This window comes from Novosphingobium sp. MD-1, assembly GCF_001014975.1.
Taxonomy (GTDB): domain Bacteria; phylum Pseudomonadota; class Alphaproteobacteria; order Sphingomonadales; family Sphingomonadaceae; genus Novosphingobium.
Genome location: NZ_BBXA01000021.1, coordinates 16,899 through 28,876 on the forward strand (window position 1 = coordinate 16,899; position 11,978 = coordinate 28,876).

Sequence of the window (11,978 nt, forward strand, 5' to 3'; positions counted from 1 at the left end):
GGAGGAAAGGACTGACGCCATGGCCCGCCCGCGCTTGTCCCATATCCTCCCCCTGCTGCTTGTGCCAGCCTTGATCGGCTGCGGCAGGTCCGGAGACGCGCCCGCACCGCCGCCTCCGCCGCTGTCGGACGCCGCGATGAAGGCGGTGGTCGAAGACCCGGGGACGAATCGCGAAGGCCTGGCCCGCGCGGTCGACGCGCTGTTCACCGACGAGGCGGCTGCGGAGACCCGCGCGGTGATCGTCATGCGCGGCGGGCGGATCGTGGCGGAACGCTATGCCCCTGGCTACCACGAGAACACCCGCTTCGTGAGCTGGTCGATGGCCAAGTCGATCACCGGGGTGATGATCGGGATGCTGGTGTCCGACGGCCGGCTGCGGCTGAACGAATCAGCGCCCGTCCCCGCGTGGCAGCGCCCCGGCGATCCGCGTGGCGAGATCACGCTGCGGCAGCTGCTGCAGATGCGATCGGGGCTCAAGCATGTCGAGGCGGGCGATCCCGTCTATGAATCCGACGAGGTGCGGATGCTGTTCCTGGACGGGCGCGACGACATGGCGCGCTATGCCGAGGACCAGCCGCTCGACAGCGAACCGGGCAAGACCTTCCGCTATTCCACCGCGACCAGCGTGATCCTGTCCGATCTCGCCGCGCGCGCGCTGGCGCCCGTGCCCGATGCCGAGCACCGCCGCCGCGCCGTGGCCGAATATCTGCGCACGCGCCTGTTCGAACCGGCCGGAATGCGCTCGATGCTGCCGGAATTCGACGCGGCGGGCACGCTGATCGGCGGATCGCTGATCCATGGCACCGCGCGCGACTGGGTGCGGTTCGGCGAGTTCCTGCGCAACAAGGGATCGGTGCGCGGCGCACAGATCATCCCGCGCCAGTGGATCGATTTCATGACCACGCCATCGCCGCGGCAGGCGCAATACGGCGCGCAGATCTGGCTGAACCGCACGCCCAGCGGCAAGGACCGGCCCGCGCTGTTCCCCGATCGCGGCCCGAAGGACCTGTTTGCCTGCATCGGCCACCTGGGCCAGTACGTGCTGGTCTCGCCCAGCCGCAAGCTGGTGGTCGTGCGTCTGGGCAAGACGCCCGACGACAAGCTGGGCGCGGTGACGGGCCACCTCGCCGACATCATCGACACGTTCAGGTAGCAGGTTCCCCGGCGGGCGCGCCCTGCACCGCCAGCGCGGGGCTTTCCCCGTCCGGGCCGGGCGCGAGAAGATCGCGGGCGCCCAGCGGCGCCTCGTTCACCAGACCTTCGGGATCGGGATGGATCAGCACTTCCACGCCAGGGAAGGCCTCCATCAGCTTTTCCTCGATCTCGTCCATCACGCGGTGCGCCTCGGTCACGGTCATCTTGCCATCGACCCAGACATGGAACTGCACGAAATCGCGATCGCCGCTGGTGCGCGTGCGCAGATCGTGCAGGCCCTTCAACTCGGGGTGCTGGGCGACGACCTCGAGGAACCGCTCGCGCTTTTCGAGCGGCCATTCGTGGTCCATCAACTGCTCGATCGCATCCTGTGAGGCGCCCCACGCACCCCAGCCCAGCCACAGCGCGATGCCGAACGCGAAAGCCGCGTCGACGCCGCCCAGCGCAAGGTAATGATCGAGCACGAGCGCGGCGATCACCGCGAGGTTGAGAAACAGGTCCGATTTGTAGTGGACGTTGTCGGTGCTGATCGCGAGGCTGCCGGTCTGGCGGATCACGTGTCGCTGATAGGCAAGCAGCGCCACCGTGGCCACCATCGCCACCACCGACACGATCACGCCCGATTCGGCCTCTGCCACCCGCTCTCCGCCCAGGAACTGCCCCACCGCGCGCCAGGCCAGGCCCAGCGCCGAGATCGAGATCAGCACGACCTGGAACATCGCCGCGAGCGCTTCGGCCTTGCCGTGCCCGAAGCGGTGGTTGTGATCGGCCGGCTGCGCCGCGACCCATACCCCCAGCAGCGTGGCGGCGCTGGCCACCAGGTCCAGCCCGGTATCGGCCAGGCTTCCCAGCATCGCGGTCGAATGCGTGGAGATCACCGCCCACAGCTTCAGGCCGGCCAGCAGCGTCGCCACGGCCATGCTGGCCATCGCCGCGCGCCGGTTGAGATCGGAGGGGATCGCGCTCATGCCATTCGCTTTACGGGTAAAGCAGCGTGCTGGTCCAGCCGCCGGCGCCATCGGTCACGAAGCGGCGGCGTTCGTGCAGGCGATGGTCGCGGTCCTGCCAGAACTCGATGGCGGCGGGCTTCACGCGATAGCCGGACCAGTGCGCCGGCCGCGTGACCTCTCCGTCCGGGTATTGCGCGCGCAGGGCGTCCACCCGGTCAAGGTAGGTCTGCCGCGAATCCAGCGGGCGCGACTGGTCCGAGGCGGCCGAACCCAGCCGCGATTCGGGATGCCGGCTGGCGAAATAGGCGTCCGCCTCGGCCGCCGTCACTTCGGTGATGGTGCCTTCGACGCGAATCTGCCGGCGCAGCGATTTCCAGTGGAACAGCAGCGCGACGTGCGGGTTCGCCGCCAGTTCGCCGCCCTTGCGGCTGTGGAAGTTGGTGTAGAACACGAAGCCATCCGGCCCATGCCCTTTCAGCAGCACCATCCGCACCGACGGCACGCCCTGCGGCGTCGCGGTGGCGAGCGCCATCGCGTTGGGATCGTTGGGTTCACTGGCCCGCGCCTGCGCGAACCATTCCTCGAAGATGGCGAACGGATCGGCATGGGGGATGGCATCGCGCGCTTGTTCAGGTTTCACGGCATTTTCCTGACGAAGTTGACAAAGTTGACACGGTTCAGAGGCAAACGGCCGCCCGCCGCGGACAGGCTGTCGTGTGGCCGGCAAAGCGCGAGATAGCCATGACGAGGATCAAGGTTCATGGGCATCGCCTATCCTACCCCCGTGCAGTAGGAAAGCGCCGCTTGCGGCGCGGCGTTTCGGCACCTAGCTAGGGAACCATGGCAGACCCCTATTCCATTCTTGGCGTAAACCGCAGCGCGAGCGAAAAGGACGTGAAATCCGCGTACCGCAAGCTTGCTAAGGAACTCCATCCGGACCGGAACAAGGACAATCCCAAGGCGGCCGAACGGTTTGCCGAGGTGACGCAGGCCTATGACCTCCTGTCCGACAAGGACAAGCGTGCCCAGTTCGACCGGGGCGAGATCGACGCCGAGGGCAATCCCACAAGCCCCTTCGGCTTCGGCGGCGCGGGCGGCGGCTTTGGCGGGGCGCAGCACGGCTATCGCCATTCGGGCGGCTTCGAGGGCGCCGGTGCCGAGGGCATCGACATCGGCGACATTTTCGAGGGCCTGTTCGGCGGGCGCGGCGGCCAGCCCGGCGGCGGTGGCGGTTTCGGCGGCTTCGGCGGCGCGCGGCGTGGCCCGCCGCCCAAGGGTGCGAATGTCGGCTATCGGCTGCAGGTTTCCTTCACCGACGCCGCCAGCCGGGCCAGCCAGCGCATCACCCTGTCGGACGGCAAGACCATCGACCTCAAACTACCCGCGGGCGTGGAAAGCGGCCAGCAGGTGCGCCTTCCCGGCAAGGGCGAACAAGGCCCCGGTGGCGCCGGCGACGCGATCGTGACGATCGAGGTGGGCAGCCACCCGTTTTACGAACGCGATGGTGACAACATCCGGCTCGACCTGCCGGTCACGCTCGACGAGGCGGTCAACGGCAGCAAGGTGAAGGTGCCGACCGTGGATGGCCCGGTGATGCTCACCGTCGCGCCCGGCAGCAGCAGCGGACGCACGCTGCGGCTGAAGGGCAGGGGCTTTACCCGCAAGGACGGCACGCGCGGCGATCAGCTGGTGACGCTGCAGATCGACCTCCCGCCCGCCGACAGCGAACTGGGCGCCGATCTCCAGACCCGGCTCGCAGGATGGCAGGACACCCGGAACCCGCGCGGTAAGCTGGGCGTTTAAGACGGCATGACTCCCGTATCCGGCCTTTCGCCCGGGCCGGGCGATGACGGAACGGAACGGGCTGCATCCTCGCCGGCCGAACCACCGATCGCGCCGCTGATCGATGTTCCCGACCTTTCGCCCGAAGCCCGCCGTCGCGCCGCCCTGCGGCTCCCCCCGGATGCGCAGGGTTTTGTGGCGCCCGTGCCGCCCGCCCGCCACGCGCGGGCGCTGGAAGTGATCCGCCGGGTGTGGACCGGCGTCTATCACGACGGGTTCATCCATGCCGGCAACTTCGCCTACATGGTGCTGATCGCACTGTTCCCGTTCTTCATCACCGGCGCGGCGATCTTTTCCGCGCTGGGCGAGGCCAGCCAGCGCGCCGCCGCTATCAACACCGTGCTGATCGCGATGCCGCCGGTGGTGGCCGAAGCGCTCGATCCGGTGGCGCGCAGCGTGGTGGAGATGCGCACCGGCTGGCTGCTGTGGGTAGGCGGGCTGATCGGCCTTTGGACGGTGGGCAGCCTTGTCGAAACGATCCGCGACATCCTGCGCCGCGCCTATGGCACGCGCTGGGAGCACGCCTTCTGGCGCTATCGCCTGGCGTCCACCGGACTGATCGTGGCCTCGGTGATCCTGATCCTGCTCTCCATCGCCGCGCAAGTGGCGATCGGCACCGCGCAACAGGCGATCGAGGCGTGGATGCCGCAGTTCAGCGGATGGATCGCCAGCCTGTCGCTGTCGCGCTTCGTGCCGGCGGTGATCTTCTTCCTGGCGCTGTGGCTGCTGTTCATCTCGCTGACCCCCGGCGCTTACCGGGGCCGGCGCTATCCCAAATGGCCCGGCGCGCTGCTCGTCAGCCTGTGGTGGCTGGCGGTCACCGGGGCGCTGCCGGGAGTGTTGCGCCATTTCTTCACTTACAACCTAACGTACGGAAGCCTTGCCGGCGTGATGATCGCGCTTTTCTTTTTCTGGCTTGTCGGCTTAGGGATGGTGGTAGGAGCCGAACTCAACGCTGCGCTCGCGGAAACGCCCGAAGAGCGCGATGTGGTGGGGCAGGCTGACGATCGCGCGCGCAGGGCGCGCCGGATGAGCATCGAGCAAGAGGGCGCATGACCGGACTGATGGAAGGAAAGCGGGGCCTGATCATGGGCCTTGCCAATGACAAGTCGCTGGCGTGGGGGATCGCCCGCAAGCTGCGTGAACAAGGTGCCGAACTGGCCTTCTCCTATCCGGGCGAGGCGCTGGAAAAGCGCGTCCGCCCGCTGGCGGCAAGCCTGGACAGCGATTTCCTGATCGAATGCGACGTATCGGACATGGCGGCGCTCGATGCCGCGTTCGAAACGCTGAAGGCGCGGTGGCCGACGATCGATTTCGTCGTCCATGCCATCGGCTTTTCGGACAAGAACGAGTTGCGCGGCCGGTATTATGACACCTCGCTCGACAATTTCCTGACGACGATGAACATCTCGGCCTACAGCCTCGTCGCCGTGACCAAGCGCGCCATCGCGATGATGCCCGAAGGCGGATCGATCCTCACGCTGACCTATTACGGCGCCGAAAAGGTCGTGCCGCACTACAATGTGATGGGCGTGGCCAAGGCGGCGCTGGAAACCAGCGTGCAGTACCTCGCCAACGATTGCGGGCCACAGGGCGTGCGCGTCAACGCGATATCGGCCGGTCCGATCAAGACGCTGGCTGCCAGCGGAATCGGCGATTTCCGCTATATCCTCAAGTGGAACGAGCTGAACTCGCCGCTGCGGCGGAATGTGACGATCGAGGACGTCGGCGGGGCGGGGCTCTATTTCCTGTCGGACCTGTCCTCGGGCGTGACCGGCGAAGTCCACCATGTCGACGCGGGCTACCACACGGTCGGCATGAAGCAGGAAGACGCGCCCGACATCGCACTGGGCTGATGACGAGACGCCCTTCCGTTCGTTAGCGGGAGGAGGGGCTGTCCGTCAGGGATGCGACGGGGTGATGGCCGGCGGCGGTGTCGCCGCGCCGGCGGCATCCTCGGCCGCGCGTTCCTTGGCCAGCTTTTCCTCGTACTGCTTTTCCAGCACTTCCACCCGCGCCTGTTCGGCGGCGGTATCGGCGTCGATCGTCTGCAGGCGCTTGGCGCGCTCCTCCTCGATCAACCGGCCGAACTGCACGTCGCTCGATTGCTTCTTCTCGGCATAGGCGGCGTTGATCAGGCGCGAGACGCAGCCCGATGCCCCGCCCGAACCGACCGGGGAGCAGGAGTTCACGCCGGCCGCGCCCACCGTTTCATAGGCCCGGACACGCTCTGTCCAGCCCTGGTTGGCCGCAGCGTTGGGATTGTCACGCAAGGGCGCGGGAATGCGGAAGCGTTCGGATTCGTCCTTGCGCGCGCAGACCGTGATTTCGCCCGCGTTGGAGGCCGGGCAGGGATCGTCGCCATAGATGATCAGCTGGTTGACCTTCTCGCCCGATGTCGCGTCCTGCGCCTGGACGGGCTGCGATGCCGCGATGCCGGCGGTGGCGATCAGCGCCAGGGCGGTGATCCGGGGTAAGAAGCGCGTCATCGTGACTCTCCAGCTGGGTCTGGTGCCGATATAGGGCCGCACCCTCTTGAATGGTAGATGAAGCCCCGTCGCTGACCTGAATCAATCAGATACGTCAGATCCGTTTCGCCCCTCAGATCCGCTTCGAAAGCGCGATCGCCGCACGGCAGCCGAAGCGGATGGCGTGGAACAGCACCGGATAGCCCGGCGCGCGCTCGGCCCCGGCAGCGATCGCGGCATCGCGGTGCTCGCGCTCGTCGTCGCGGAATTCGCGCACCATCGCGGCCAGCTCCGGGTCGTCGTCGCCCAGTTCGTCGAGCTGTTCGGTATAGTGGCGGTCGATCTCGGTCTCGATGGCGGCGGTGCAGGCCATAGCCGCTTCCGGCCCGATCAGCGCGGTTGCCGCACCCAGCGCGAACCCGGCGACCGACCATACCGGCTGCAGCGCCGTCGGCCGCACGCCGCGTTGTGCCAGCAGCGCGTCGAACCGCTTGCGGTGATCGGCTTCCTGCGCCGCCATCGCCGCGACTTCGGCCGAATGCGGCGCGCGATCGCCCATCACCGCCATCTGCCCGGCATAGATGCGCACGGCGCCGTATTCGCCGGCCTGATCGACCCGGATCATCGCGGCGAACCTGTCACTCATGGCTGCAATCCTCCGGCGGAACGGCGAGCGCGGCCCAGCAGTCTGAACACCGTGATCGCGCCGGCCATGGAAATGAGGAAGTTGTAGCCCGCCAGGCTCACGCCGAACAGCGTCCACGGCGCGACATCGCAGCGGATCACCGGCGCCGACATGATCGCCGCCAGCGGATCGTTGCCCAGCTTGTGCGAGGAACACGTGGTGATGCCTTCCCACCAGCCGTATTCGACGCCGGCGTGGAACGCGCCGATCAGCCCGCTGATGCCGATCGCGACGGCAGCCAGCATGACCAGCATGTCACCCCCGCCGGTGCGGCGCTGCATTTGCGCGATCAGCGCCATGACGATCGCGGCGATATGCGGATAGCGCTGCCACCAGCACATCTCGCACGGGGGCAGGCCGAACCCGAACTGCGCGATCAGCGCCCCGCCCATCAGCGCGGCGGGGATCAGCAGCGCCAGGGTATAGGCGGCGTTGCGCGACTGGACCGGCGTCATCGTGTCAGCGCTTTCCTGCCGATGCCCGGAGGGGCAGCGCCTGCGGCGCGGTCCGCCCCAGCGTCTGCACCGCGTAATAGAGCTGGAAGTCGTCGATGCCCTTGGCCTTCAGTTCCTCGGCCGTCATCTTGAAGCGCGGATCCTCGCCCTTGTCGGTCTCGAGATCCTTGTCGTCCTTCAGCTCGTTGATCAGGTGCCCGCGCAGGTCGCTTTCGCGATAGGAGCGCAGCGCGCGCTTGCGCATGTCGGGATCGGAAATCTGCGGCACGCGCACGTCGGGATCGATGCCGCCTTCCTGCACCGAACGGCCCGACGGGGTGTAGTAGCGCGCCGTCGTCAGCTTGAGCGCGGTGTCGCGCGTCAGCGGGATCAGCGTCTGCACGCTGCCCTTGCCGAAGCTGCGTTCGCCCAGGATCGCCGCGCGGTGCTGGTCCTGCATCGCGCCGGCGACGATTTCCGAAGCGGAGGCCGACCCCTGATCGATCAGCACGATCATCGACACGCCCTTGGCGATATCGCCCGGCGTGGCGTTGTACACCTCATTGTCGCGGGCATAGCGGCCACGCTGCGAGACGATCGGCCCCTTTTCGAGGAACAGGTCCGATAGCGAGACGGCTTCGTCCAGCAACCCGCCGGGGTTGCCGCGCAGATCGAGGATCAGGCCGGCCGGGCGGTTGCCCGTCTTGGCGCGAATATCGCGCCAGGCGGCGGCGACCTGCGTGCCGACGTTGGCGCTGAAGCTCGATACCGAGATCACGCCGACATTGTCCTTCACCTTCCATTCGACCGGCTTCAGCTCGATCACCTGGCGCGTGATGGTCAGGTCGAGCGGCTCGTCGCGACCGGGGCGGAACACGGTGAGGCGGATCTGCGTGCCCACTTCGCCGCGCATCTGATCCACCGCGTCGTCGAGCGAGCCGCCGTAGATCAGCTTGCCGTCGAGGTGGGTGATATAGTCGCCCGCCTTGATCCCGGCGAGATCGGCCGGCGTGCCCTTCATCGGCGCGATAACCTTGACCGCGCCGTCCTCCAGCGTCACCGACAGGCCCAGCCCGCCATAGGAGCCATCGGTCTGCGTGCGCAGGTTCTCGAAATCGCGGGCGTCGAGATAGGAACTGTGCGGATCCAGCGTGGCCAGCATGCCATCGATCGCGCCCTTGAACAGCTTGTCGTCGTCCACCGGCTCCACGTAATTGGCCTTGATCCGCTCGTAGATCGCCATCAGCCGGGTGAATTCGGGGCCGGTCTTGGCGTCCACGGCGGCCAGCCCGGCGGTCGTCACCGGGATCAGCGCGATTGCCGACACGAGCGCGGTGGCACGGAAGAGGGAGGCCACGGTCTTCGTGAACGGGGTCTTCGCCATCGGGGACTTTCGCTTCAAGGGGGCCATGGGGCCGCGTTCTATAGCGGCAGCGCGATGAACGCCAGATGGCGCGACACGGTGAGTCATCCGGGGATCGTCATCCGCGCAGTGCCTGCAGCGGATTGATCGGAGCGCCATCCTTGCGCAGTTCGACCGTCACCGTCGGGCGGCCCGGCCCGGCCGCGCCCAGAGGAGCGCCCTGCACCACGGTTTCGCCCACGTTCACGTCAAGCCGGCCGAGATTGGTGACGAGCGAGGTCCAGCCGCCATCGTGTTCGATGATCACGATCCGGCCATAGCCGCGATAGGCGCCGGCGAAGGCCACGCGCCCGGCCGCCGGCGCGACCACCTGCGCGCCGCCGACCGGCGCGAAGGTGAGTCCGGAAGACAGCCCGCCCGCGCCGCGTTCACCAAAGCCGGTCACGATCCGTCCGCCCACCGGCAGAATCCACGAAAGCGCCGCCGAAGCCGAAGGGGTGGGGCCGGTATCCGCCACCATCAGCGCGTCGCCCGGCCGTTCGGGGCGCGGCACCGGGCCGGGCAGCGCGGCCAGCTTCTGCCGCAGCGAACCATCGGCCTGCAACTGGTCCATCAGCGCGCGCAGATCACGCGTCTGTTCGGCCAGCGCGAGCGCACGGTCCGCCTCGCGACTGGCCGTCCCTTGCGCCGCGCGCGATTCGATGCGCTGGCGGCTTTCGATGGCGACAAGCTGCTGGCGCCGCGCGGTCAGCCCCTGTTCGCCCTGGCGCAGCTGGTCGGCGGCCAGCCGCGCGCTGGCCTGCAGGGCGCGGCCGCGCACGATTTCCTGCCGCAGCCCCGCGGTGCGCTGCCGCACTTCGGGCAGCATCGTTTCCAGCACCGCGCGCAGATAGACGGTATCGCGCAGGGTATCGGCGCGCATCAGGCTGAAGGCGAGCGGCCGGCGCGCCATGAGCTGCAGGGCCGCCGTCAGCCGCACCACCGGTTCCTGCCGCGCGGCGATACGCAGCCGCAGCGCCGCGCGCTGGCGATCGATCAGCGCGATCTTCGCCTGCGCCACCTGGATTTCGGCTTCGGACTGCTGGATGCGCGCGGCCACCGCCGCCGTTTCGCGCGCGGTACGGTCGGCCGCTTCGGTGGCCTTGCGCGCTTCCGCCTCCAGCTGTTCGCCGCGTGCCCGCGCCATCGTCAGTTCGCGGGTTGCCTGGCGCAGCGCGTCGCCCGCCTGCCCGGCATCGTCGAAAGGCGCGGCCTGCTGCGCCACGGCAAGCTGCCAGCCTAACACGCCGGCCAGCGCGGCCATGGTGGCGAGAAGGAGGGTGCGCGACGTCATGACGCGGCGCTTATCCTTCGCGGTGATAGGGATGGCCAGCGATAATGCTGGTGGCGCGCCACAACTGCTCGGCCAGCATGGCGCGGGCCAGCATGTGCGGCCAGGTCGCCGCGCCGAAGGCAAGCAGGAGATCGGCCTTGCCGCGCACGTCCGCATCGTGCCCGTCAGCCGCGCCGATCAGGAAGCGCGCCTCGCGCACGCCATCGTCGCGCCAACGGCCCAGAATGCCGGCGAACTCGGTCGAGGTGAGCTGGCGCCCGCGCTCGTCGAGCGCGACGGTTCGGACGGGCGTGGCCGCGGGCGGCGGGATCGTGCCGCCGCGATCGGGCAGCTCGGTAACCTTGAGGCCCCAGGCGACGCGCTTGGCATAGCGGTCGACCAGCTCGGCCTCGGGCGATCGCCCGATCTTCCCGCGCGCGATAATGTGCAGCAGCATCCGGTTTCCGATCGGGAACGCTCTCCCTCCCCGCCGGGAGGAGGGGAGTTTACGCCGCGCCCGCGTCTCCGAACGCCCACATGCGTTCGAGGTTGTAGAAGCTGCGCACTTCCGGGCGGAACAGGTGGACCACCACGTCGCCGGCGTCGATCAGCACCCAGTCGGCGGCGGGCAGGCCTTCCAGCCGCGCGTGGCCGTAACCGCCCTGCTTGATCCGTTCGGCCAGCTTCTGGGCCATCGCCGCGACCTGGCGCGTCGAACGGCCCGACGCGATCACCATGTAATCGGCGATCGAGCTTTTGCCTTCGAGCGGGATCGAGACGATTTCCTGCGCCTGATCGTCGTCGAGCGATTGCAGGACGAGATCGTGCAGCGACGCTGGCTTGGCCTTGGCGCCCGAGCTGGCGGTGGACGTGGCGGCCCCGGCCTGGGCCGGAATGGTCTGGACAGTTGTCATCGCGGTGAGATGGTCTCCGTGGCTGGATTGTCAATGAAAAGGAAGCGGGCACCGGTCAATCGCCCGGCCCCCGAAACGGGCCGGGCCACCGGAATCCCGGCAACCGACCGCAAGGGAAGTGCGCCGCGGCTCAGGGCTTTCCTGCCCCGCCGAAGCGCGTGTTGCCGGTGGATGGGCCGGTTTGCGGAACGACCGGCCGATGCGTGAGGGCATCGAACGGCTCCGCATCGACGAAGCGGCGAAACCATTCCGGATCGGCGGCACGAATGGCCGTGGCCGAACGGGGATCGGGATCGAAACGCAGGATCGTCAGCGCCGGGGCGCTCCGCTTTGCGCCGTCAATCAACTGTCCGGGCCGCCGGCGCCAGCGGCGCAACCAGGCCATGGCGGGGCTCGCCAAGGCACGCGCATCATAACCCGGACGCGCGATAACCGCAATCGGCGTCTCCCGCGCGATGCGCCGCCAGTCCTTCCAGCGGTGAAACTGCGCCAGATTGTCGGCCCCCATCAGCCAGACGAAGCGCTTTTTCGGGTAGCGTCGATGCAGCGCCGCCAGCGTATCGACGGTGTAGCGCGTGCCCAGCCGCGCCTCGATCGCGGTCACGCGGATCGGCGCGCGGCGGGCCGCCGCCCGCGCCGAACAATAGCGCGCCGGCAGCGGGGCCATGCCCTTCACCGGCTTCAGCACGTTGCCCGGCGATACCAGCCACCACACCTCGTCCAGCCCCAGCGCCTCGCGCGCGAACAGGCTGATGCGGCGGTGGCCGCCATGGGCCGGGTTGAAGCTGCCGCCCAGAAGACCGACGCGGGGCAGGCCGATTCGGGGCAGGCCGACGCGGGGGGAAGGAATCGGAC

The 11,978-nt window shown here is 68.4% G+C and carries 14 protein-coding genes; 4 read left to right on the top strand and 10 right to left on the bottom strand.

Annotation, left to right across the window (positions count from 1 at the left end; genetic code table 11):
* Positions 1–19: 19 nt before the first annotated feature.
* Complete coding sequence (locus NMD1_RS06890; RefSeq protein ID WP_125954188.1) at positions 20–1,153, top strand: serine hydrolase; 1,134 nt, start codon at positions 20–22, stop codon at positions 1,151–1,153.
* Here NMD1_RS06890 and NMD1_RS06895 read toward each other — a convergent pair.
* Complete coding sequence (locus NMD1_RS06895) at positions 1,146–2,123, bottom strand: cation diffusion facilitator family transporter (protein WP_124809892.1); 978 nt, start codon at positions 2,121–2,123, stop codon at positions 1,146–1,148. The two genes, NMD1_RS06890 and NMD1_RS06895, sit on opposite strands and share 8 nt — an antisense overlap.
* Before the next feature lie 10 nt (positions 2,124–2,133).
* Entirely contained in the window at positions 2,134–2,745 is a 612-nt protein-coding gene (pdxH, locus tag NMD1_RS06900) for a pyridoxamine 5'-phosphate oxidase (RefSeq protein ID WP_125954189.1), read from the bottom strand.
* 200 nt (positions 2,746–2,945) lie between these two features.
* Here pdxH and NMD1_RS06905 point away from each other — a divergent pair, with 200 nt between their 5' ends.
* Genes NMD1_RS06905 through fabI form a run of 3 tightly spaced genes read left to right on the top strand, consistent with a single transcriptional unit; the run spans position 2,946 to position 5,803 of the window.
* Positions 2,946–3,908, top strand: a complete 963-nt coding sequence (locus NMD1_RS06905; RefSeq protein ID WP_125954190.1) for a DnaJ C-terminal domain-containing protein — start codon at positions 2,946–2,948, stop codon at positions 3,906–3,908.
* Positions 3,909–3,914: 6 nt separating this feature from the next.
* Positions 3,915–5,003, top strand: a complete 1,089-nt coding sequence (locus NMD1_RS06910; protein WP_125954191.1) for a YihY/virulence factor BrkB family protein — start codon at positions 3,915–3,917, stop codon at positions 5,001–5,003.
* Complete coding sequence (gene fabI, locus NMD1_RS06915) at positions 5,000–5,803, top strand: enoyl-ACP reductase FabI (protein ID WP_124809888.1); 804 nt, start codon at positions 5,000–5,002, stop codon at positions 5,801–5,803. The genes NMD1_RS06910 and fabI overlap by 4 nt, the downstream gene beginning before the upstream one ends.
* Before the next feature lie 45 nt (positions 5,804–5,848).
* Here fabI and NMD1_RS06920 read toward each other — a convergent pair whose 3' ends face one another.
* From NMD1_RS06920 to NMD1_RS06955, 8 genes are all read right to left on the bottom strand, one after another.
* On the bottom strand, positions 5,849–6,436 hold the full coding sequence (locus NMD1_RS06920) for a hypothetical protein (protein WP_125954192.1): 588 nt from the start codon (positions 6,434–6,436) through the stop codon (positions 5,849–5,851).
* A gap of 112 nt (positions 6,437–6,548) precedes the next feature.
* The gene (locus NMD1_RS06925; RefSeq protein ID WP_190287269.1) at positions 6,549–7,061 is read right to left on the bottom strand and encodes a demethoxyubiquinone hydroxylase family protein; all 513 of its coding nucleotides are present in this window, start codon (positions 7,059–7,061) and stop codon (positions 6,549–6,551) included.
* The gene (locus tag NMD1_RS06930; RefSeq protein WP_125954193.1) at positions 7,058–7,555 is read right to left on the bottom strand and encodes a disulfide bond formation protein B; all 498 of its coding nucleotides are present in this window, start codon (positions 7,553–7,555) and stop codon (positions 7,058–7,060) included. The genes NMD1_RS06925 and NMD1_RS06930 overlap by 4 nt, the downstream gene beginning before the upstream one ends.
* A 4-nt stretch (positions 7,556–7,559) precedes the next feature.
* Entirely contained in the window at positions 7,560–8,918 is a 1,359-nt protein-coding gene (locus NMD1_RS06935) for a S41 family peptidase (RefSeq protein WP_125954194.1), read from the bottom strand.
* 97 nt (positions 8,919–9,015) lie between these two features.
* Positions 9,016–10,230: a murein hydrolase activator EnvC gene (locus NMD1_RS06940; protein ID WP_125954195.1), complete on the bottom strand. Its 1,215-nt coding sequence runs from the start codon at positions 10,228–10,230 to the stop codon at positions 9,016–9,018.
* Between the two features lie 10 nt (positions 10,231–10,240).
* The gene (locus NMD1_RS06945; RefSeq protein ID WP_124809883.1) at positions 10,241–10,666 is read right to left on the bottom strand and encodes a 23S rRNA (pseudouridine(1915)-N(3))-methyltransferase RlmH; all 426 of its coding nucleotides are present in this window, start codon (positions 10,664–10,666) and stop codon (positions 10,241–10,243) included.
* Positions 10,667–10,715: 49 nt separating this feature from the next.
* Positions 10,716–11,123: a ribosome silencing factor gene (gene rsfS, locus NMD1_RS06950; protein WP_124809882.1), complete on the bottom strand. Its 408-nt coding sequence runs from the start codon at positions 11,121–11,123 to the stop codon at positions 10,716–10,718.
* 130 nt (positions 11,124–11,253) lie between these two features.
* Positions 11,254–11,937: a nicotinate-nucleotide adenylyltransferase gene (locus tag NMD1_RS06955; RefSeq protein WP_125954290.1), complete on the bottom strand. Its 684-nt coding sequence runs from the start codon at positions 11,935–11,937 to the stop codon at positions 11,254–11,256.
* Positions 11,938–11,978: the final 41 nt, after the last annotated feature.

What these genes read in the sequence shown, in the direction of transcription:
- NMD1_RS06890 (WP_125954188.1), top strand. Translation starts at nt 20, where the DNA reads ATGGCCCGCCCGCGCTTGTCCCATATCCTCCCCCTGCTGCTTGTGCCA.
- NMD1_RS06895 (WP_124809892.1), bottom strand. Translation starts at nt 2,123, where the DNA reads ATGAGCGCGATCCCCTCCGATCTCAACCGGCGCGCGGCGATGGCCAGC.
- NMD1_RS06905 (WP_125954190.1), top strand. Translation starts at nt 2,946, where the DNA reads ATGGCAGACCCCTATTCCATTCTTGGCGTAAACCGCAGCGCGAGCGAA.
- NMD1_RS06910 (WP_125954191.1), top strand. Translation starts at nt 3,915, where the DNA reads ATGACTCCCGTATCCGGCCTTTCGCCCGGGCCGGGCGATGACGGAACG.
- fabI (WP_124809888.1), top strand. Translation starts at nt 5,000, where the DNA reads ATGACCGGACTGATGGAAGGAAAGCGGGGCCTGATCATGGGCCTTGCC.
- NMD1_RS06920 (WP_125954192.1), bottom strand. Translation starts at nt 6,436, where the DNA reads ATGACGCGCTTCTTACCCCGGATCACCGCCCTGGCGCTGATCGCCACC.
- NMD1_RS06925 (WP_190287269.1), bottom strand. Translation starts at nt 7,061, where the DNA reads ATGAGTGACAGGTTCGCCGCGATGATCCGGGTCGATCAGGCCGGCGAA.
- NMD1_RS06930 (WP_125954193.1), bottom strand. Translation starts at nt 7,555, where the DNA reads ATGACGCCGGTCCAGTCGCGCAACGCCGCCTATACCCTGGCGCTGCTG.
- NMD1_RS06935 (WP_125954194.1), bottom strand. Translation starts at nt 8,918, where the DNA reads ATGGCGAAGACCCCGTTCACGAAGACCGTGGCCTCCCTCTTCCGTGCC.
- NMD1_RS06940 (WP_125954195.1), bottom strand. Translation starts at nt 10,230, where the DNA reads ATGACGTCGCGCACCCTCCTTCTCGCCACCATGGCCGCGCTGGCCGGC.
- NMD1_RS06945 (WP_124809883.1), bottom strand. Translation starts at nt 10,666, where the DNA reads ATGCTGCTGCACATTATCGCGCGCGGGAAGATCGGGCGATCGCCCGAG.
- rsfS (WP_124809882.1), bottom strand. Translation starts at nt 11,123, where the DNA reads ATGACAACTGTCCAGACCATTCCGGCCCAGGCCGGGGCCGCCACGTCC.